We start from the raw sequence: 19,257 nt of genomic DNA on the forward strand, positions 1-19,257 counted from the left end.
GCGTGACGGCGCCGCGTGGCGTGACGGCGCCGCGTGGCGTGACGGCGCCGCGTGGCGTGACGGCGCCGCGTGGCGTGGCAGCGCAACTGGTTGGACGGCGGCCGGAGCTTCGCAGTCAGCTCACTCGCTGGGCCAGCCGAGAGCGAGGCGCGCCACCCAGGGTGAGCAGGCAAGGTTTTGGGCGGGGATGGTCCACGCAGGGATCAAGCCTGACCGCCCGGAGTGGGCCATCCCCGCCCAAACCGCTCCGCTCGCGCAACCGAACGCACCGCCCGGACCCAAGCGGAAGCCAGCCGAAATGGAGAGCTCACCCCGGCGGCTGCACGGCCAGAAAGGAACTACCGGAAGACGGGCTTACTGGAAGACGATGGTGTGGTTCCCGTGCGGGATGACACGGTCCTCGGCGTGCCACAGGACGGCCCGCGACAGCACAGCACGCTCCACATCCGCCCCCCGGCGCTGGAGTTCCGCCACGGTGTGGGCGTGGTTCACGCGTACCACGTCCTGCTCGATGATCGGCCCTTCGTCCAGGTCCTCGGTGACGTAGTGCGCCGTCGCTCCGACCAGCTTCACCCCGCGCTGCTTGGCCTTGGCGTACGGGCCCGCCCCGATGAACGCCGGCAGGAAGCTGTGGTGGATGTTGATGATGGGCACGCCGACGCGTTCGATGAAGTCCCCGGACAGGATCTGCATGTAGCGGGCCAGCACGATGAAGTCGACGTTGCCGGCGAGCAGTTGCAGGTGCTGGGCCTCCGCGGCGGATTTGTCCGGGCCGGACGACGGCACGTGGAAGAACGGGATGCCGAAGGAGCGGACCTCGTCGGCGGTGTCGGCGTGGTTGGAGATCACCATCACCACTTTGATCGGCAGTTCACCGCGCCGGTGACGCCACAGCAGGTCGAGCAGGCAGTGGTCGGCCTTGGAGGCGAACAGCGCGACCCGTTTCGGGACGGAGAGGTCCCGCAGCGTGTACTCCAGGTCGAAGCCGTCGGCCAGTTTCTCCCGCAGGTCCCGCTCGATGTGCGGGAGGGCCGCCTTGAGGCCGGGCTTGCTGAGGACGGTGCGCTGGAAGAAGGCGCCGCCGTGCGGGTTGTCGGAGTGCTGGTCCAGCGACACGATGTTGGCCTCGTGCTTGCCGAGCACGGCGCTGATCGCCGCGACGATCCCGGTCCGGTCGCGTCCGTGCACGATCAGGACGGCCTGGTCGGTGGTGGGCGCGGCCGGCGCGATCGGTGCGGGGGCGTGCTGGGTCAGGGTCACGGTGTTCAGCGTCCTTTCGAAAGCTTTTACCGAGCATGGTGCGCGGCGATCGTGCAGGTTAGCGGACCGGGGCGGCCCGTTCCCACCTGGGAAGAACACGAAACCGCCCCGGCGAGCACGCCGGGGCGGGTGGTGGGCAGACGTTCGTCACGGCTCCAGTGGCACGTCGGTCTCGGGCTGCGGGACCTCACGCAGGTGCCGGTTGTGCCGCGGTTCCTGGCGCGTCTTCTGGTCGTTCAGCCGCCGCCGCAGGTCGTCGCGGCAGTCCATGATCGCCGCGTGCAGGTCTTCCTCGGTGGAGGTGGTGACGACCTTCTCCCGGCCACTGATCCAGCATTCCAGGGTTACTTTCTGACCGCGGGCGCCGCGGTCCTTCACCGAGATCTCCAGTTCGGTGCTGTCGGCGTGGAAGGCGGCGAGCCGGGCGTCCAGGGTGGCGCACTGCTCGGCGATCCAGGTCCGGTCACCCTGTGAAAATCCGGCGCCTACCCGCAGGCAGTCCTGGACGGTGGCGGGGTTCGCGACAGCGCTCATGAGACCTCCTCGATCCGGCGAACGGGACGAGACAGCTCTTACCCACCTGCCTTTTTTCGAACCCGAACCCGGCGGTGTACGACCGGACGACGCCCCGGAAGGCGGAACAGTCATCCGTTCCCGGTGCACCGGGCCGGGCGCAGGTATAGCGTGCATCCGACGCTTTTCGTGCTGCGCGTCCGTTGCGAGGCGAGCCGGCTGTGGATGGAGGCCGCCATGGAGTCGACGCCCGCCTCCGTGCCGGTGCAGCGGGGCGAGGTGGAGACCGCCGATCTCGCTGTGGCGTACGAGATCGTCTGCCAGATGTACGGCGGCCACCGCGTCCAGATGCGTGACGCGGCAGCGGACTTCCTGTTCCGGGCGGGCACCACGGCCACGCCGGATCTCTCGTTCGACGAGGTGACCTATCGCGCCGCGGTCGAGGCGACCTGTGAGCCGTTTCCGACCATGGCGGTCCTGACGTTCCGCAGCGGCCGTTATGCGGCTCGTAACGGCAGGGACCTGCATCGGGTGGGTCCGGGCGCTTCGGTGGTGTTGCCGTTCGACCGCCCGTTCGGGGCGGCCTGGGAGCGGACGGAGCTGCATCTGACGCAGATCCCGCAGGCCTCGGTGGTGCGGATGGCGGCCCGTTCCGGGGCGCAGCCGGACGGTTTCCGGTTCACCAGCATGACCGCGGTGTCGCCGGAGATGAACCGGCATTGGCTCGCCACGGCCGACTATGTGCGCAGCGCCTTCTCCGGTGAGCAGCCGGCGGCCGGGCATCCGCTGGTGAACCGCAGTCTGGTGGAGCTGGTGGCCGCGACCGCCTTGGCGGTTTTTCCGAACACGACCATGACCAGTAGTTATACCGCCGGGCCGGGCCGGGTCGACCCGAAGGCGGTGCGGCGGGCGGTGGCCTACATCGACGCGCACGCCGATCAGCCGATCACGTGTGAGGACATCGCCGCGGCGGCCGGGCTGAGCGTGCGGGGTCTGCAGGCCGCGTTCGCCCGGCACCGGGACACCACGCCGACCGGCCATCTGCGCCGGGTGCGCCTGGAGCGGGCCTATCACGACCTGCGGTCCGGTGATCGGTCGCGCGGTGACACGGTCGAGATGATCGCCCGGCGGTGGGGGTTCCCGAATGCGGGGCGCTTCGCCGCCGAGTACCGCAAGGTCTATGGCGAGTCGCCCAGCCACACCCTCCGCGCCTGACCGCCCCACCGACCCCCAGACATGTGGGTGGGGACTTGCGGTGCGATACGAACCCCAAGTCCCCACGCTGGTGGGCCGTTAGTTGCGCCAGGTGTCGCTGAGCGTCACCGATCCGCTCGCCGGCACCGTCGCCGTGCGGTTGCCGCCGGACTCCCAGGTGACCGAGCCGTCGCTGTTCTTGCGGAGGTATTTGTATTGGAAGGCGGTGCCGGCCGGCAGCGAGACCGTACCGCGCCAGATCGGGTACGCGGCCGCGGAGAGCGGGACCGCGGCCGCCGGGGCCCAGTTGCCGAGGGTGGCCTGGTTGCCGACGACGAAGATGTTCTGGCCGGGGCTGGTCGTGGCGGTGACGCCGAAGGTGGCGCCGGAGGCACCCGGTGACGAGGTGGGCGGCGTGGTCGGGTTGGTGGTCGAGCCGCCGGTGGCGCCGGCGTGCAGCGCGATCGCCTCGCCGGGCTGGACGGTGGCGGTGAATTGGCCGGACCCGTTCACCGTGTACGACGGGCAGGAGCCCGAGCCCGGGTCACCGTGCTGGACGTCGCAGTACGTCCCGGCCGGCAGCGAGGTCTGGAACGTGCGGGTGAGCGGGCTGCCCTCGTGGTTGATCGCGACGTAGCCCCGGTTGCCGCGGCCGAAGGCGATCTGGTCGTTGCCGTTGGTCCACCAGTTGGTGACGGCGGTGCCGCGGACCGTGTTGCGGAAGCCGACCATGTTGCCGATCTGCCGCCAGGCGTGCTGGCACTTCCAGCCGTCGGTGTAGCAGGCGTTGACCGTGCCGTTGTTCGGCGGGCCCTGGTCGTGGTTGCTGAACTCGTAGCCGGAGTTGATGTCGGGCGCACCGTACGGCCAGGCCAGCGTGAAGACCTGGGCGAGGGTGTACGCCGAGCCGTTCTTGTAGTTCAGGGTGTCGCCGACCCGCTCGGTGTCGTGGTTGTCGACGAACACGCCGGCCTGGCTGCTGGGCAGGTAACCCCAGGAGGCGCCGAAGTCGCTGAGGTAGGCGAGGTTCTCGTTGAGGAAGATCCGCTTGAGGTCGCGGGCGAACCGGAACTCCTGCACGTCGCCGGTGCCGGTGTACTCGGTCGGCTGGACCGCCTCACCGGCGCCGAAGATCACCTCCTGCTTCCAGAACGCGTTGCGGTTGGTCAGTTTGGCCTTGATGCCGGCCAGGTCGGCGGCGGACATGTGCTTGGCCGCGTCGATCCGGAAGCCGTCCACGCCGAGGGACGTCAGGTCGTTCAGGTAGCCGGCGATCCGGCCGCGTACGTAGTCGCTGCCGGTGTTGAGGTCGGAGAGGTTGACCAGCTCGCAGTCCTGCACGTTGGACCGGTTGGCGTAGTTGTTGATCGCCGTCCGGCAGGAGTGGAAGTCCTGGTCGGAGTAGAGCCCCGGGTAGTTGTACTTGGAGTAGCTGGTGCCGCCGGTGCCGGTGCCGGAGCCCGCGCTCATGTGGTTGATCACGGTGTCGACGACGACCTTCACGCCGGCGGCGTGGCAGGTGTTGACCATGTTGCTGAAGGCGGCCCGGTTGCCGAGGCGGCCGGCGATGGCGTAGGAGACCGGCTGGTACGACGTCCACCACTGGGCGCCCTGGATGTGTTCCTGCGGCGGGGAGACCTGGACGTATCCGTAGCCGAGCGGGCCCAGCTTCGTCGTGCACTCGCGTGCGATCGAGGCGAAGGTCCACTCGAACATCACCGCGGTGACGTCCTTCTCGCCGGGCGGGGCGGCGTGGGCGTCCGGGCTGGTGGCGAGCGAGGCGATGCCGAAGCCGCCGAGGCCGGCGGCGAGGGTGACGGCGGCCAGCACGCTGGCCAGACGGCTCCTTCTTCTTGTCATAGCTGCTCCTGTGCCGGGGGAAGGTGGGGATTCTTGCAGCAACACAGTTGAAACTTTCTGAAAACACTTGCGACTCAAGATAGGGACGCGCCGAAGGGCCGTCAAGGATCGTCTATGCGGAAGATCACGCGGGTTGACTTCAACTTACGTTGAGGTTCTATGTTTGCCGGGTGCTCAGCGACATCAGCCTCGGTGAACGGCTCAAGGCGGCGTTCCGCCGCTATCCGACCGGGGTTGCGATCATCTCCGCCACCTCGCCCGCCGGTCCGGTGGGGCTGACCGTGTCCAGCGTGGCGTCGGTCTCGGCGGAACCCGCGGCGCTGTCGTTCTCGGTGCTGTCCTCGCGCTCCGCGCTCGGCGTCCTGGCGGCGCCGAGTCTCGTGGTCAACCTGCTGGGCTCCCGGCACGCGGCCCTGGCCCACGACTTCGCGCACAGCGACCGGCCGCGGTTCACCCCCGACCAGGGGTGGGACCAGCTGCCGACCGGCGAACCGGTGCTACCGGACGCCGTGGCGTCGCTGCGCTGCACGCCGATGCACCGGATCCCGGTCGGTTCGTCGACGGTGGTCATCGCGGGCGTCTCGTCGGTGCTGCTGGGAACGGCCACCGAGCCGCTCATCCATCACGACCGGCAATATCGGGCCTGATCCGCGCAGAATCCTTGGTTTTCCCTCGGCCGGACCGATCATCCGGGGGACTCAGGGAGGACGAGTGCGGATCTCACGGCCGGCAGCCCGGCCCTCGGCACATGCCTGGGACAGCATCCGGCGGGACCCGGTGCTGCTCACCCTGGCCGGCGTCACCCTGTTCGCCTTCGCGCTCTTCTTCGCCCTGGACGGGCATCCGGTCCGCCAGATGCAGGCCTTCTGGGTGGCCCAGGTGCCGCTGGACGCGGCGCTCGCGCTAGGCGCCTGGCGCCTGCGGCGGCGCGCCCACGTCCGTTACCGCCGGTTCTGGTCGATGATCGCCTTCGCCGGTGCGGCGTTCACCGTCGGCGACTCCTGCCAGGCCCTGCAGACCCTCATCGCGCCGGGCGAGCCGTCGCTGAACGGGAACGCCGTGCAGACCGCGTTCTTCGCCGTCGGCATGTGCAGCAACGTGATCGCCTGCCTGATCTTCCCGCAGGGCCTGCGGACGGTACGCGAGAAGTTCGTCTTCTGGCTGGACGCGACAACCGTGCTGGTCGGCGGTGGGGTGGTCGCCTGGTGCTTCGCGGTCAACCCGATGAGCGGCACGGACGTCGACCGGGTGAACGCCGGCGTGACCGCCGCCCTGGTGCTGGTCGCGACGTTCTCGGCCACGAAGGTCGCGCTGATCAAGAAGCCGCCGATGGCCCGGATCGCCGCCTGGCCGATGGTCTCCGCGCCGATCGTGCAGGGCGTCAGCACGTTCCTGCCGGGCGCCTTCCAGAGCGTCGACCACGCGTACGTCTACGTGATCCGGCTGCTGCCGTCGATCCTGATCGCGGTCGGACCGTGGATCCAGGAGATCGTGCTGCGCACCCGGGACCCGCAGAGCGCGAACAAGCGGCGGCCGTACAGCCTGCTGCCGTACGGAATGGTCGCCGTCACGTTCGTGGTGTTCTTCCTGATGCTGCCGGAGAAGTCGTCCTCGCAGCTGCTGGGCGCAACCGTCGGCGTCGTGGTGATCACCTGCCTGGTCGCGGGCCGGCAGCTGGTCGCGTTCCACGACAACATGGTGCTGATCGGCCGTCTCGACGTGGCCATGGACGAGCTGCGCGTGCGCGCCTCGTTCGACAGCCTGACCGGGCTCGCCAACCGAGCGCACTTCAGCGAGGTGGTGCAGGCCAATCCGGCCGAGGCCGCCGTGCTGCTGATCGACCTGGACGACTTCAAGACCGTCAACGACACCATGGGCCACGCTGCCGGGGACACCCTGCTGCTCAGCGTGGCCCAGCGGCTGCGCGCGGCGGTCCGGGAGCGGGACGTGGTGGCGCGGCTGGGCGGTGACGAGTTCGCCGTGCTGCTGCGCGGCACCGGCCAGGAGGGCGCCGCGCTGGTGGCCCAGGGCATCCTGCGCCGGCTCGCCGAGCCGATCGAGCTGCACCAGCACACGGTCATCGCCCGGGCCAGCATCGGGATGACCGGGGCCCGGCCGGGCGACGACCCGTCCGCGCTGCTCGGCAACGCCGACATCGCGATGTACGAGGCGAAACGCCGCGGTAAGGGCACCTGGGTGGCGTACACCGACGAGATGGGCGCCCGGATCACCGCGGAGGCGGCCCTCATCCGGGAGCTGGCACAGGCCATCGAGGCGGGCGAGTTCAGCCTCGTCTACCAGCCGATCGTGCGCCTCGCCGACGACCGGCTCACCGGTGTGGAGGCGCTGATCCGCTGGCACCACCCGAGCCGCGGGCTGGTCTCGCCGGCCGAGTTCATCCCGGTCGCCGAGCGCACCGGGCAGATCGTCGCGATCGGCCGGTGGGCGCTCGCCGAGGCGTGCCGTCAGGCCACGCGGTGGCGGCGGGAGTTCCCGGACCGCGAGCCGCTGACCGTCGGCGTCAACGTGGCCGGCCGCCAGCTGCGCGAGCCCGGCCTGGTCGCCGAGGTCACCGCGGTGCTCGCGGAGACCGGGCTGCCGGCCGGCTGCCTCAGCATCGAGGTGACCGAGACCGCGGTCCTGGACGACGAGCAGTCGATCGAGACGATGCTCGCCCTGCGCGGGCTCGGCGTCCGGCTGGCGCTCGACGACTTCGGCACCGCCGCCTCGTCGCTCGGCCTGCTGCTGACCTGCCCGGTGACGACCCTGAAGCTGGACCGCTCGTTCGTGGAGTCGATCACCACGGTGGGGCGGCAGGCGGCGGTCGCGACGGCGGTCAGCCAGATGGCACGGGCGCTGGACTTCTCCTCGGTCGCCGAGGGCATCGAGACCGTGGAGCAGCAGGATCTGATCCGGGAGCTCGGGTACGAGTACGGGCAGGGATATCTGTATTCGCGGCCGGTGCCGGCGGCGCAGATCAGCGAGTTGGTCCAGGAGCGTTCACGGGTCTGAGAAAGCGGCGGGGCAACGGGCAGTGTGTGAAGTTCGGCCCCGTAGCGAACCCGAACTTCACACACTGCCCGGCCGCCACGCTTCCGCCCGGCGGCCGCGCTGCGGCCCGGAGTGGGCAGACGGTCGCGGGGTGGCCCCGGGACCTGTCTGGGCGTACCAAAAAGGGTGAAAGGCCTAGCTGAGCAGGGCCGGCACCCGGACCGGGGCCAGCCGGTGCAGCAGCGACCGCGCCGCCTCCACCACCAGTGCCCGGTCGTGGGTGATCGCGAAGTCGAACCGCCGCTCCGGGTCCGGTCCGGTGTCCGCCAGGTCCCGGGCGACCAGCGCGGCCGCCCGGTGCGGGCCGATCACCAGCACGTTCCACTCGCCGCGGAGCCGGTCGTCGCCGAGGTTGGCGCCACGCACGCCGGGCACGGGTTCGACTGCCAGGCCGGCGCCGAGCGCCGCGACCAGCGGGCTGTGCGCGGCGACGCGTTCGAAGCGGATCGCTGTGCGCGGGGTGAAGTGCCGCGCCTCCTGGAAACAGGCGAGCAGGACGGGCGGCTCCGGGCCGTCGCCGGCCAGCGCCTCGATGTGCCGGCTGAGCGGCATGAGCTGGGCTTTCGTGGCACGCGTGACCGGCCGCACCGCACTGACGATCTCGAACGGGGTCCGGTCGTCGTGGCGCGGTGGCGGCAGCAGCGGCAGGCGCACGCCGGCTGTGCTCTGCCGCGGCAACGGTCCGGGACGGCCGAAGTGCCAGCCCTGGCCGACGGTGGCGCCCATGGTGCGGGCGATGGCCAGATGCCGGGCGGTCTCGATCCCCTCGGCGAGCACCACGGCGCCACTGGCCTCGGCGTACGCGGAGACCGCCGCCACCACCCGCGCGGTGGCCGGCTCGTCCGGGGCGTGCAGCAGCCCCATGTCGAGCTTCACCACGTCCGGGTGCACGAACGGCATCAGGGCCAGCGACATCGGGTCCGCGCCGACGTCATCGAGCGCCACCCCCCAGCCCGCCTCCCGGCAGCTCTCGACGGCCGACAGCAGCGCCGCCGGGTCGTCGGCGATGGCCCGCTCGGTCATCTCGGTGACCACCCGCAGCCGGGTCCGGGCGTGCTCGACGAGCGGCGCCAGGTCGGCCGGGCAGCCGGCCCGCCACGCGGTCGGCTCCATGTTCACGAACAGCGTCAGGTCCGGCCCGAGGCCGCCGGCCAGCGCCGCCCGGTAGGCGACGGCTCGGCAGATCCAGTCGAGCTCGGCCTCCCGGCCGACGGCCCGCGCCGCACCGAACAGCGCCCCGGGCATCTCCCAAGGCGTCCCGGCGGGGCCACGGCTGAGTGCCTCGTAACCGACGGCACGCCCGGTCGCCAGGTCGATGAGCGGCTGGAACACAGGGGTGATGGCGCGCTGGTCGAGCACGTCGTGAATGTGCTGCACGAGGTGCCTCATCGGCAGCGACGAGCGCGGATTAAGGCTTTCGCGGTGCCGGGCTCTGCCGTCCGCTGCCGGCCCGGAAGCCGGCGGCCTTGTGGGTGCCGTCGCAGAACGGCTTGACGGCGGACTTCCCGCACCGGCACAGCGCGACCGTGCCGCGTCCCGGGTCGATGGCCTCGCCGTCAGGCGTGCGGATCTCGAAGTCGCCCCGCACGATCAGCGGGCCGTCCTCGTACGGAACGATGGAGGCGGTCACGGCTGGGTTTCTTCCCTGTCACGACGGGTCGAAACTGATCGTTTGCGAGCCGGTGTGCGGGGAAGCCTTGGGGCCATGAAGCTTCCTGCTGCACGGGGACCGGTGTCGGCCGTGCTGATCGATGTTCTCGGTGGGAAGGGCCGCACACTGCCGGCACGACCGGGTGCGACCTCCGAGGACGACCTGCATCTCGCTCTCTTCGTCTGCTACGAGCTGGCGTACCGCGGCTGGGACGGCGTGGACGACCGGTGGGAGTGGGACACCGGCATGCTGCGGCTGCGCACCGCACTGGAGGGACAGTTCGAGGAGCATCTGTACGACCTGGTCGGCCCCCCGTCGCCGGTCGAGCCGGAAACGGTGCCGGCCCTGCTGCGGGAGATCGCCGACGCCGATGGCGGGCCGTCGCTCTCCGGTTACCTGCGCGGCCGGGCGACGTACGAGCAGTTCCGTGAGTTCGTCATGCACCGCTCGGTCTATCACCTGCGTGAGGCCGACCCGCACACCTGGGCGATCCCCCGGCTGGGCGGCGACGCGAAGGCGGCGCTCATCGAGATCCAGATCGACGAGTACGGTGGCGGCGTCACCGGCCGCATGCATCAGGAGCTGTTCAAGCAGACGATGCGGTGGTTCGGCCTGGACCTGGCGTACGGGGCGTACGTCGACTCGGCCACCACGGCCACCCTGGCGAACAACAACCTGATGTCGTTCCTCGGGATGCACCGACGCCGTCGCGGCGGGATCATCGGGCACCTCGCCGCCTATGAGATGACCTCCACGCAGCCCAACCGGGCGTACGGCAACGGGTTGCGCCGGCTCGGCGGCGACGCCGAGGCGACCGCTTTCTACGACGAGCACGTGGAGGCGGACGCGGTGCACGAGCAGATCGCCGCGCACGACCTGGCCGGGGCGTTCGCCAAGGCGGAGCCGGAGCTGGCCGGGGATGTGATCTTCGGGGCCCGCTGCGCGCTGACCCTCGACGCGGTATGGGCGGGCGATCTGCTCGACACCTGGGCGGCCGGCCGGTCGTCGGTGTTCGATCCTGCCTCGGAACTCACGGAAAAGGCTGCCGCATGACGCTCACCGCCAAGCCGGACATCGACACCGACACCGCGCTGGCCGAACTCGGCCAGGAGCTGAAGGCCACCGGGTACATCTTCACCACGGTCACGCCGGCCACCCACGAGAAGGTCAACGCCCGGCCCGGCAACGCGCGGGCGACGAGCCTGCGCGACGTCTTCGGGTGGAGCCGGCCGTTCGAGCCGGACCTGCTGCCGGAGCGGATCGTGACGCTGATGGACGCGGCCGGCGTGCTGGACCGCTCCGGCGACCTGTGGCGCAGCCGGGTCCGGTTCTCCACCTACGACGGCGAGCTGTTCGTCCACTCGGCGTTCCCGACCACCGACGCCGACTCGGTGTTCTTCGGCCCCGACACCTACCGGATGGCGGACGCGGCCGCCGCGCACGTCGAGGCGCGGCAGCTGCCGGTGCGGCGGGCGGTGGACATCGGCTGCGGTACCGGGGCCGGGGCGATCGCCGTCGCGAAGCGGGCACCGCAGGCCGAGGTGCTGGCGGTCGACATCAACCCCGACGCGCTGCGGTACGCCCGGGTCAACACGATCCTCGCCGGGCTGTCCCGGGTGCGGCCGTGCCACAGCAACCTGCTCACCGAGGTCGACGGCACCTTCGACCTGATCATCTCCAATCCCCCGTTCATGATCGATCCGGCCGGCCGGGCGTACCGGGACGGCGGCGAGAACGGCTACGAACTGTCCCTGGCGATCATCGACGCGGCCGCCGAACGGCTCGCCCCGGGCGGATCGCTGGTGCTGTTCAGCGGCACCGGGATCATCGACGGGCAGGACCCGTTCCGCCAGGCGGCCGCCGACCGGCTCGCCGGGACGGAGCTGGAGTGGTCCTACCGCGAGGTGGACCCGGACGTCTACGACGAGGAGCTGGAGGGCGAGGCGTACGCGCACGCCGAGCGGATCGCCGTGGTGGTCCTGACCGCCACCCGCCCGGCGAGGTGAGCGCCGCCCTGACGGTCGGGGTCGAGGAGGAGTTCCTCCTGCTCGACCCGGCGACCGCGGAGAACGTACCGGCCGCCGACGCGGTGTTCGCGGCGCTCCCGGCGGAGTTGCTGGAGCACAGCCGCCGCGAGTTCCGGCACAGCATGCTGGAGATGGTCACCCCGGTCTGCACCGGCCTCGCCGAGGTGGAGCAGCACCTCACTCGGCACCGGCGGGCCGCCGCGGAAGCTGCCGCCGCCGCGGGCTGCCGGCTGGTCGCGGTGGGCGCCACGCCGGTCGGCGAGCCGCGGCTGACGGTCAGCGACAACCCGCGGTACCAGGACATCGCCCGCCATTACGGCCCGATCGTGCGGGACCCCGCGGTCTGCGGCTGCCACGTGCACGTCGGGGTGCCCGACCGGGAGACGGCGATCCGGGTCGGCAACTTCCTGCGGCCGTGGCTGCCGGTGGTGCAGGCGCTCGGCGTCAACTCGCCGTTCCACGACGGCGCCGACACCGGGCACGCCAGCTGGCGGGCCATGCAGCTGGACCGGTGGCCCAGCCTCGGGCCGGCGCCGCACTTCGCGACCGCCGCGGACTTCGACCGGACGGTGGAGCTGCTGGTGCGTTCCGGGGCGATGCTCGACGCGAGCCTGGTCCTCTGGCACGCCCGGCCGTCGGAGAAATACCCGACCGTCGAGGTCCGGGTCACCGACGTGTGCCTGAGCGCTGCCGACACGGTGCTGCTCACCGGGCTGATCCGGGGTCTGGTCGCCACCGCGCTGCCCTCGGTGGAGGAGTTCGAGATCCCGGACGGCGTGCTGCAGGCGGCGCACTGGAACGCTGCCCACCAGGGACTCGACGGCACCCTGCTGGACCTGCGGCGGATGCGGCCGCGGCCGGCCTGGGAGCTGGTCGACGATCTGCTGGCCACGGTGGCCCCGGCGCTCAAGGAGCTCGGCGACCTGGACCGGGTCGAGGCGGAGCTGAGCCGGCTGCGCATCGAGGGCACCGGCGCGCAGCGGCAGCGGGAGCTGCTGGCGCGTACCGGCTCGGTGCCCGCTGCCCTCCAGGAGCTCAGTCCGGGTTGAGGACGTCGTGGGTGCGCAGCCGGCCGCACATGCCGAGCCGGTCGGCTGCGCTCTGCGGCGCCTGGTGCAGGGCGGCCTCCCGCAGGTGGGAGCCGTCACCGGCGGCCAGCGCGTCGAGGACGGCTTCGGTGCGGCGGGTCTGCTCGGCGACCGTCGCCTGCCACAGCTCCCGCCACCCGGCGACATCCGGGCGGACCAGCGCCACCGCCGCGTCGTAGAACGCCGCCAGGGCCGACGGGTCGCGCACCAGCCGCCGGAACCCCTCGACCGCCAGCTCCCGGCGCTGTGCCACCGGCAGGCTGACAGCCTCCCGATAGCGGTCCCGGTCGGCGATCGTCGTGGGCGGGAACGTGATCACCGCGTCGCCCGCCTCGGGCAGCCCGGCGTTCGACATCACCACGACGACCCGCAGGTCACCCGAGTTGACCGCACGATGGATCACACCCGGCGCGAACCACGCCGTCGAGCCCTCCGCGAGCGGGGTCACCCGATGCCCGGAGACGTCCAGCGTGTGCAGCTCACCGCTGCCGCCGATCACCACGTACGCCTCGGTCGAGGCCAGATGCACGTGCGGGGTGCCGCCGGCCAGACCGTCCGCGGCGCATCGGTCCGGATAGACCGTCAGGCGCGTCACCGAGGTGCCGCCCGGAAACGCCTGATAGGTACTCATCCGGCCGCCGGCCCCAGCGCACTTCTGCCCAGATCAGCGAGCGTACGAGTAGACGACTCGCCGTGGTCTCCGTCGGCGACGACGACCGCGTACCGGAAGGTGAGCTCCGCCCCGTCTGCGAGGTCGAGCTCGGCGCTGAAGAACGGCGCCGGGTTGAGGCACGCGAACTGCTCGCTGCGGGTGAACCACTGCGGCGGGTGCCGCGGGTTGGCGGTGTCGTCGACCATCACGATCGTCGACGCGGCGCCCGTGCCGTCGTGCCGGCCGCGGAACGCGAACCATGCGGCCCGCCGGCCGCGCAGGTCGTCCGCCCCGGTTCCGTCCGGCGACTGGACGGTGCCGCCGGCGAACGACCGCGGCCCGCGCCAGAACAGGCCGCCGTACCCGGCGTTCTCCCGGCCCTTCGTGGTGGGCGAGCCGAAGCTCAGGACGGCGCCCGAGACGTTGGTCATCCGGGTCTCGAAGACCAGCACCCAGCTCGCCGGGCCGGCGACGCGCGCGGTGAGCGACCGCTGCTCGGCGATGACCGGCGCGCCCTGCTGCGACGTCCAGTCCAGCTCGTGCCGGATCGTCGCGCCGGCACCGGTCGCGGTCAGCTCGGTCATCTCCCGGTGGGTGGCGCTGCCGTTGTTGGCCAGCTGCACGTACGAGCGGCCGTGCACATAGGTGGGCCCGCCCCAGAAGTTGTGCTCGCCGACGTACGGCAGCGACCAGGCGATCCCCTTGTGCCAGACGTGGTCGTGCGGCCGGTACAGCGACACCAGCTCACCGGCCAGTGTGCGGACCGGATGCAGGTACGGCTTCGGCGACTCCAGCCGCGGGGTGTCCGGCCGGTACACGTACGTGAAGAGGGCGACGTCGCCGGCGGAGACGGTGACCGAGCGGCCGAGCGCGTGGTCGACGATGACGGTCATCGGGCCCGCACCGGGTTCCACGGCGCGCCGCTGCCGTCCATCCGGGCGGCGAACGGGCTGTCCGGCCCGATCTCACCGGCCCGCACCGGGGCGCCGGTGAACGCCGACGAGTAGAGCGCGGCGATGAACTCCATGGTCCGTCTCGTCTCGCCGAGGGTGACCGGTGGTGGTGTGCCGGCGTCGAGGGCGTCCAGCACCGCGGCGAGTTGCCCGGTGTGCCCGCTCTCCACGTCCGACGGGTCGGCGTTCCAGCGGGTGGCGACGTCGCCGTGCCCCGGGACCGGGGTGATCGTCCAGTCGGCGTCGCGATAACCGTAGAGGTGGTCCAGCTCGACCGTGGCGTGCTCGAAGTCGAGCCGCAGGCGGGAGGTCTGCCGTGGCGAGACCACCGAGTTGACCACCGAGGCGACGGTGCCGTCGGCGAACGTGACCAGCGCCATCGACACGTCCTCGGTGTCCACCTCCCGCCCGCGTCGCGCGGCGACCGCGGTGACCTGCTCCCACGGACCGAGCAGGGAGAGCAGCAGGTCGAACTGGTGGATGCCGTGCCCCATGGTGGGCCCGCCACCCTCGGTCTCCCACCGGCCCCGCCACGGCACCTCGAAGTACGCGTCGTCGCGGTACCACTGGGTCTCGCAGGTGGCCAGCAGCGCCCGGCCGAGCTCACCGGCCGCCGCCATCGCGCGCAACCGGATCGCCCCGGCGCCGAAGCGGTGCTGGAACACAGTCGCCACGTGCGCCCCGGTCTCCCGCGACGCCGCCGTGAGCATGTCGAGCTCTGCGAGCGAGAGCGTCGGCGGCTTCTCGACCAGCACGTTCGCCCCGGCCCGCAGGCAGGCGAGGGCGAGCGGCGCGTGCGTCGCGGGCGGCGTGCAGAGGTGCACCAGGTCCACCTCCCGGTGGCCTTCGCCGGCGGCGAGCAGCGTGGTCAGGTCCGGCAAGACGTCAGGCGCGTCCCAGGCCGCGGCGAACGTGCGGGCGCGATCGATGTCGACGTCGACGACCGCGGTGAGCCGGATCCGGTCCCGGTGGTCGCGGAGCGCACTCGCGTGTGCGGCGGCGATCGCGCCGGTGCCGACGATCGCCGCGCGGTGTCGGGTTGTGGACATGCGTCGCGCCGCCTCCTTGAAACGTCACCGATAGGACACCGTCGACGTTGGCAGCCCAAAGGCCATGAGGTCAAGCGCACGCATGGGTTTACGCTTGTAACGCTTCAAAAGTGACGCCAGTGGCGAGTGTCATGATCGCGATAATTCACTGGGCCGGGTCGCCGCGAAAGAGAAAGATCCTCACTGTCAATCGATGATGGGGGATCCCGATGTTGGAGTCCGAACTCCGCCAATCCGTGCCGAGTCAGTCCAGGGTGGGCCGGCGCGCCCTGCTCACCGCGGGCGGCGCCGTCGCCGGCTCGCTGGCCCTGGCCGGGTCGGCCGCCGCCGCGCCGCTGACCGACCAGCCGCCGGCCACCCCGCAGGCCGCGATCAAGGCCCTGCTGGCCGGCAACCGGCGCTTCGCCGCCGGCCACGCCCGCCACCCGCACCAGACCCCCGCCCGGGTCCGCGAGGTCGCGGCCGGCCAGGACCCGTTCGCCGTGGTGCTCGGCTGCGCCGACTCCCGGGTGGCGCCAGAGATCATCTTCGACCAGGGCATCGGCGACGTCTTCGACGACCGGGTGGCCGGCAACCTCGTCGACGACCTGCTGCTGGGCAGCATCGAGTACGCGCTCGAGGAGTTCGCCCCGCCGCTCGTCCTGGTCCTCGGCCACGAGCGTTGCGGTGCCGTCTCGGCGGCCCTCGACGTGGTCCGCACCGGTGGCCACGCACCCGGGCACATCGGCGCGATCGTCGAGGCGCTGCGCCCGATCGTCACCCCGTTCGTGAACGCTCCCGACGGCGTGGAACTGGCCGTCCGGGCCAACGTCCGCGCGCAGGTCGCCGCGATCGTCGAGCAGAGCGAGATCGTCCGGGAGAAGGTGCACCACGGGGAGACGGTGGTGGTCGGCGCACGGTACGACCTGGACAGCGGTCTGGTGACCCTGATCTGAGACTGCCGTAGGCCCTGGGCCGCCCTCGCACGTTCGGCGAGGGCGGCCTTCTTGACACCTCCAATGTGATCGTTAACATAGACGAAACACTTTGCTTTCGGCCCGTGCGCACCGAGCCACCCCCTCCCCCATCAGCGCTCACCGGAGGCGTCATGAAACGCATCCTCACCGCGCTGCTGGCCGTGCTGCTCGGCGCCCTCGTGGCCCCGCAGCCCGCCGGCGCCGCGACCACCCTGATCTACTCCACGTTCAAGGGCGACGGCGCCGCCGACCAGGAGTTGTGGATCTACCAGTCCACCAACGGCGGCACCAGCTACACCGTGCTCAGCGACACCAACTTCCGCGGGCCGACCGGCGTCCTGCGCGACCCGAGCATCCTGAAGTACAACAACCGCTACTACATCGCGTACACGGTGCAGTCGTGGACCACGAACGCGACGTACTTCAACATCGCCACCAGCACCAACCTGACCTCCTGGTCGAACGTGGCCAGCGTGCCGGCCGGCATCTCCGGCGCCAACTACACCTGGGCGCCGGAGTTCTACGTCGAGAACGGCGTCGTCCGCATCATCACCAGCGTCGCCTCGACCGCCTGCGCGTGGTGCTTCCGCCCGTACGTCTACACCGCCCGGAACACCTCGCTCACCTCGTGGAGCGCCCCGGCCCAGATGTGGGGCCTCGGCACCAACCACATCGACACGTTCGTGGTGAAGTCCGGCAACACCTGGCACGCCTTCACCAAGAACGAGACGACCAAGTACATCGAGCACTGGACGACCACCGCCAACCTGTACGAGGGGTGGGTCAACCGGGGCACACTCTGGTCGTCCGGTTACGAGGGACCGTCCCTGGTCCGCCTCGACGACGGCCGCTGGCGCATCTACGTCGACAAGTACACCAACGGCGGCGTGTGGACAGCCACCAGCTCCGACCTCAACACCTGGACCGGCCTCAGCGCCGTCGGCTGCTCCGGCTGCCGCCACGGCACAGCCACCGTCAGGTAAGCGCCCCACGCACCGTTGAGCGGTCCGGGCCACCGACGCGCTGCCCCGGCAACTCGCCGAGGCCGCCGTCGTGGTCCGGGCCGCGCGGCGATTCCTCGCCGGTGGCGGGCATCCGTCACTCTGAGGACGTGCGCTTGTTACTGAACGTCCTCTGGTTCATCTTCGGCAGCGGCTTCGTCCTCGCCCTCGGCTACGGCCTCGCCGCGCTCATCTGCTTCGCCCTCATCGTGACGATCCCCTTCGGCGTCGCCTCGCTCCGCCTCGCCGTCTACTCCCTGTGGCCCTTCGGCCGCACCATCGTCGACCGCCCCGGCGCCAACCTGCCCTCCGGCATCGCCAACATCCTCTGGCTCGTCCTCGCCGGCTGGTGGATCGCCCTGGCCCACGTCGTGGCGGGCGTCGCCCAGTGCGTGACCATCATCGGCATCCCCTTCGGCATCGCCAACTTCAAGCTGGTCCCCGCCGCCCTCTGGCCCCTGGGCCGCGAGATCGTCGACCTCCCCTGACCCCGCCCGTGGTTAGCCCGCCCACCCCACGCACCGAAACCCCTGCGTGGGGACTTACGGCGCGCAACGCACCCGAACTCCCCACACAACGAGCGCTGGACCGCTGCGTGGGGACTTACGGCGCGCAGCGGACCCGAACTCGCCACGCCGGGTGGGCTCGGCTCGCGTCTCCGGCTGATCACATGGTGATCTGCTGAGCCAGTTGGGCGAGGCGATGGTGGGAGCCGCCCGTCTGGAATTCGTCCTGACGATGCACGCGCGGCGGAACCGACGCGTGCATCGTCGCCAGGCCGTGAAGCTCGCGCAACAGCTCGAGTCTGGTCGCCGGATCCTCGGGATCGACTACGCCGCTCGCGTACCCGGTCACCGTCGCCGCCTCCGGCAGAGCTCTGGCCGCCTGGAAACGCAATTCCTCGTACAACCGCCGGCTCCGGACAGCGGGGGCGAGCGACGCCAGCCGTGTTCCGCGGGAGAGCAGGCCGCGTCCGGCCGCCAGCTTCAGGGCGAACGCCGCGTTCTCCGCCCCGTTGCGGGCCTGACGTTCCAACAGCACCACCTCGGGCGGAAGGCCCTCTCCGACGGCGATCGACGCCAGAAAGGCCGCCTCGGAGATCCCGAGCGCGGGGAGTGCACCGGAGTCCTTGCCGACGTTGCCGGAAAAGGCGACGTGGCGGACCAGGCCGTCGCGGTGGAGCCGTGCCGCGGTGCGCCCGACCTCGGGATCGGCGCAGCCGAACACCACCAGAAGGTCGACGGGGCTGCCGGCCGAGGGGGTGTCCCCGTGCGGCCCGGTCATGATGTCCGCAAGGAGCCGGTAGTCCCCTGCTGTCGGCGGTGGTTGGGACACGAAGGCTCCTGTGGTGTGTGCCGTCGGCGCGGACGGGTCTGCCGGCATTCTGCCTCGGTCCCGTTCAGGTGAGACCGAAGAGGACGCCCTCGGTCAGGCCTGTGTGCTCGCCGGACGGCACGACGCGGCCGAGCGTTGCTATCAGCGCAGCCTGGCCCACGCCGCCGCCAGAGATGATCGGGGTGTGTCACAGCATCCTCGCCTCAAGAGCTTCACGCTGATGCGGCTCGGGGATCTGCGACGGCTCCAGGGCCGCCACGCCGAGGCCGCCGAGTACTACCGGCAATGCGCCGCCACGTTCGGCGCCGAGGTTCACGACGCGACCAGCCAAGCACGGGCGACCGCGATCCACGCCCGATCACTTGCCGCCATGGGCAGGACCGATGCGGCCCGTAGAGCGTTTGACGAGGCTGTCGAGATTTTGGTGGAGAAGAGGTCGCTCAAACACGACGATCCCGAGGTCCGGGTCATCGTCGGCTGGCGGGCGGCGTTGCCGTCACGGCCGCGAGGTGCCGGATCCCCAGGACACCTGGAGCGGGCCGAAGTAACCGCACGTGTTATTGCCACGAAATCGGACTTCGCCCACTTGTCGTTACTTACAGCTAATTCATATTCGCGCTGGGTGACATCCCATCCAGGCGACCTTTAGGTTAATTCTCGGTGGCCG

Annotated in this window: 19 protein-coding genes; 10 read left to right on the plus strand and 9 right to left on the minus strand. The window is 71.0% G+C overall.

The window, feature by feature from the left end; all coding sequences use genetic code 11:
* Positions 1-354: 354 nt before the first annotated feature.
* Complete coding sequence (purU, locus tag AC0NH5_RS37875; RefSeq protein WP_474412319.1) at positions 355-1,260, minus strand: formyltetrahydrofolate deformylase; 906 nt, start codon at positions 1,258-1,260, stop codon at positions 355-357.
* A gap of 147 nt (positions 1,261-1,407) precedes the next feature.
* Complete coding sequence (locus AC0NH5_RS37880; protein ID WP_474412320.1) at positions 1,408-1,794, minus strand: HPF/RaiA family ribosome-associated protein; 387 nt, start codon at positions 1,792-1,794, stop codon at positions 1,408-1,410.
* A 150-nt stretch (positions 1,795-1,944) separates the two neighbouring features.
* Between AC0NH5_RS37880 and AC0NH5_RS37885 the strand changes: the two genes are divergently transcribed.
* Positions 1,945-2,988 (plus strand): AraC family transcriptional regulator, encoded by a 1,044-nt coding sequence (locus AC0NH5_RS37885; RefSeq protein ID WP_474412322.1) that lies wholly within the window; start codon positions 1,945-1,947, stop codon positions 2,986-2,988.
* Positions 2,989-3,066: 78 nt separating this feature from the next.
* On the opposite strand, the gene AC0NH5_RS37890 is transcribed toward AC0NH5_RS37885, so the two are convergent.
* Entirely contained in the window at positions 3,067-4,827 is a 1,761-nt protein-coding gene (locus AC0NH5_RS37890; RefSeq protein WP_474412323.1) for a carbohydrate-binding module family 20 domain-containing protein, read from the minus strand.
* A gap of 170 nt (positions 4,828-4,997) precedes the next feature.
* Between AC0NH5_RS37890 and AC0NH5_RS37895 the strand changes: the two genes are divergently transcribed.
* A complete protein-coding gene (locus AC0NH5_RS37895; protein WP_474412324.1) occupies positions 4,998-5,474 on the plus strand; it encodes a flavin reductase family protein in 477 nt (158 codons plus the stop codon).
* Positions 5,475-5,538: 64 nt separating this feature from the next.
* Positions 5,539-7,839, plus strand: coding sequence for a putative bifunctional diguanylate cyclase/phosphodiesterase (locus AC0NH5_RS37900; protein ID WP_474412326.1), 2,301 nt, complete (start codon positions 5,539-5,541; stop codon positions 7,837-7,839).
* A gap of 174 nt (positions 7,840-8,013) precedes the next feature.
* Here the strand turns inward: AC0NH5_RS37900 and AC0NH5_RS37905 are convergent, their stop codons facing one another.
* Together AC0NH5_RS37905 and AC0NH5_RS37910 are read right to left on the minus strand one after the other, a co-directional pair.
* A complete protein-coding gene (locus AC0NH5_RS37905; protein WP_474412328.1) occupies positions 8,014-9,255 on the minus strand; it encodes a sensor domain-containing phosphodiesterase in 1,242 nt (413 codons plus the stop codon).
* 31 nt (positions 9,256-9,286) lie between these two features.
* Entirely contained in the window at positions 9,287-9,508 is a 222-nt protein-coding gene (locus AC0NH5_RS37910; RefSeq protein WP_474412330.1) for a CDGSH iron-sulfur domain-containing protein, read from the minus strand.
* A gap of 75 nt (positions 9,509-9,583) precedes the next feature.
* On the opposite strand from AC0NH5_RS37910, the gene AC0NH5_RS37915 reads away from it, so the two are divergent.
* Genes AC0NH5_RS37915 through AC0NH5_RS37925 form a run of 3 tightly spaced genes read left to right on the plus strand, consistent with a single transcriptional unit; the run spans position 9,584 to position 12,605 of the window.
* Positions 9,584-10,582, plus strand: coding sequence for an iron-containing redox enzyme family protein (locus AC0NH5_RS37915; RefSeq protein ID WP_474412332.1), 999 nt, complete (start codon positions 9,584-9,586; stop codon positions 10,580-10,582).
* Positions 10,579-11,535 carry a class I SAM-dependent methyltransferase gene (locus tag AC0NH5_RS37920; protein WP_474412334.1) on the plus strand — a complete coding sequence of 319 codons (957 nt, stop codon included), beginning with the start codon at positions 10,579-10,581 and terminating at the stop codon, positions 11,533-11,535. Before AC0NH5_RS37915 ends, AC0NH5_RS37920 begins: the two co-directional genes overlap by 4 nt.
* On the plus strand, positions 11,532-12,605 hold the full coding sequence (locus tag AC0NH5_RS37925; RefSeq protein WP_474412336.1) for a carboxylate-amine ligase: 1,074 nt from the start codon (positions 11,532-11,534) through the stop codon (positions 12,603-12,605). Before AC0NH5_RS37920 ends, AC0NH5_RS37925 begins: the two co-directional genes overlap by 4 nt.
* Here AC0NH5_RS37925 and AC0NH5_RS37930 read toward each other — a convergent pair.
* Genes AC0NH5_RS37930 through AC0NH5_RS37940 form a run of 3 tightly spaced genes read right to left on the minus strand, consistent with a single transcriptional unit; the run spans position 12,592 to position 15,298 of the window.
* A complete protein-coding gene (locus tag AC0NH5_RS37930; protein ID WP_474412338.1) occupies positions 12,592-13,275 on the minus strand; it encodes a cupin domain-containing protein in 684 nt (227 codons plus the stop codon). The genes AC0NH5_RS37925 and AC0NH5_RS37930 overlap by 14 nt on opposite strands.
* Positions 13,272-14,189 carry a DUF6807 domain-containing protein gene (locus AC0NH5_RS37935; protein ID WP_474412340.1) on the minus strand — a complete coding sequence of 306 codons (918 nt, stop codon included), beginning with the start codon at positions 14,187-14,189 and terminating at the stop codon, positions 13,272-13,274. The genes AC0NH5_RS37930 and AC0NH5_RS37935 overlap by 4 nt, the downstream gene beginning before the upstream one ends.
* The gene (locus AC0NH5_RS37940) at positions 14,186-15,298 is read right to left on the minus strand and encodes a Gfo/Idh/MocA family protein (protein WP_474412342.1); all 1,113 of its coding nucleotides are present in this window, start codon (positions 15,296-15,298) and stop codon (positions 14,186-14,188) included. The genes AC0NH5_RS37935 and AC0NH5_RS37940 overlap by 4 nt, the downstream gene beginning before the upstream one ends.
* Before the next feature lie 209 nt (positions 15,299-15,507).
* Here AC0NH5_RS37940 and AC0NH5_RS37945 point away from each other — a divergent pair, with 209 nt between their 5' ends.
* The 3 genes from AC0NH5_RS37945 to AC0NH5_RS37955 all read left to right on the plus strand — a co-directional run bounded on the left by AC0NH5_RS37945 (position 15,508) and on the right by AC0NH5_RS37955 (position 17,743).
* A complete protein-coding gene (locus tag AC0NH5_RS37945) occupies positions 15,508-16,233 on the plus strand; it encodes a carbonic anhydrase (protein ID WP_474412344.1) in 726 nt (241 codons plus the stop codon).
* 152 nt (positions 16,234-16,385) lie between these two features.
* Positions 16,386-17,237 (plus strand): family 43 glycosylhydrolase, encoded by an 852-nt coding sequence (locus tag AC0NH5_RS37950; protein WP_474412346.1) that lies wholly within the window; start codon positions 16,386-16,388, stop codon positions 17,235-17,237.
* Between the two features lie 128 nt (positions 17,238-17,365).
* Positions 17,366-17,743: a YccF domain-containing protein gene (locus AC0NH5_RS37955; protein WP_474412348.1), complete on the plus strand. Its 378-nt coding sequence runs from the start codon at positions 17,366-17,368 to the stop codon at positions 17,741-17,743.
* A gap of 178 nt (positions 17,744-17,921) precedes the next feature.
* Here AC0NH5_RS37955 and AC0NH5_RS37960 read toward each other — a convergent pair whose 3' ends face one another.
* Positions 17,922-18,539 carry a YdcF family protein gene (locus tag AC0NH5_RS37960; protein ID WP_474412350.1) on the minus strand — a complete coding sequence of 206 codons (618 nt, stop codon included), beginning with the start codon at positions 18,537-18,539 and terminating at the stop codon, positions 17,922-17,924.
* A gap of 64 nt (positions 18,540-18,603) precedes the next feature.
* Here AC0NH5_RS37960 and AC0NH5_RS37965 point away from each other — a divergent pair, with 64 nt between their 5' ends.
* Entirely contained in the window at positions 18,604-19,239 is a 636-nt protein-coding gene (locus AC0NH5_RS37965) for a tetratricopeptide repeat protein (protein ID WP_474412352.1), read from the plus strand.
* The last annotated feature ends 18 nt before the right edge of the window (positions 19,240-19,257 follow it).

This window comes from Actinoplanes sp. 13 (assembly GCF_056134165.1).

Bases quoted from the DNA above. Each gene is read 5' to 3' on its own strand.
- AC0NH5_RS37935 (WP_474412340.1), bottom strand. From the start codon at position 14,189: ATGACCGTCATCGTCGACCACGCGCTCGGCCGCTCGGTCACCGTCTCC.
- AC0NH5_RS37890 (WP_474412323.1), bottom strand. From the start codon at position 4,827: ATGACAAGAAGAAGGAGCCGTCTGGCCAGCGTGCTGGCCGCCGTCACC.
- AC0NH5_RS37940 (WP_474412342.1), bottom strand. From the start codon at position 15,298: ATGTCCACAACCCGACACCGCGCGGCGATCGTCGGCACCGGCGCGATC.
- AC0NH5_RS37880 (WP_474412320.1), bottom strand. From the start codon at position 1,794: ATGAGCGCTGTCGCGAACCCCGCCACCGTCCAGGACTGCCTGCGGGTA.
- AC0NH5_RS37945 (WP_474412344.1), top strand. From the start codon at position 15,508: ATGTTGGAGTCCGAACTCCGCCAATCCGTGCCGAGTCAGTCCAGGGTG.
- AC0NH5_RS37920 (WP_474412334.1), top strand. From the start codon at position 10,579: ATGACGCTCACCGCCAAGCCGGACATCGACACCGACACCGCGCTGGCC.
- AC0NH5_RS37930 (WP_474412338.1), bottom strand. From the start codon at position 13,275: ATGAGTACCTATCAGGCGTTTCCGGGCGGCACCTCGGTGACGCGCCTG.
- AC0NH5_RS37950 (WP_474412346.1), top strand. From the start codon at position 16,386: ATGAAACGCATCCTCACCGCGCTGCTGGCCGTGCTGCTCGGCGCCCTC.
- AC0NH5_RS37960 (WP_474412350.1), bottom strand. From the start codon at position 18,539: ATGACCGGGCCGCACGGGGACACCCCCTCGGCCGGCAGCCCCGTCGAC.
- AC0NH5_RS37915 (WP_474412332.1), top strand. From the start codon at position 9,584: ATGAAGCTTCCTGCTGCACGGGGACCGGTGTCGGCCGTGCTGATCGAT.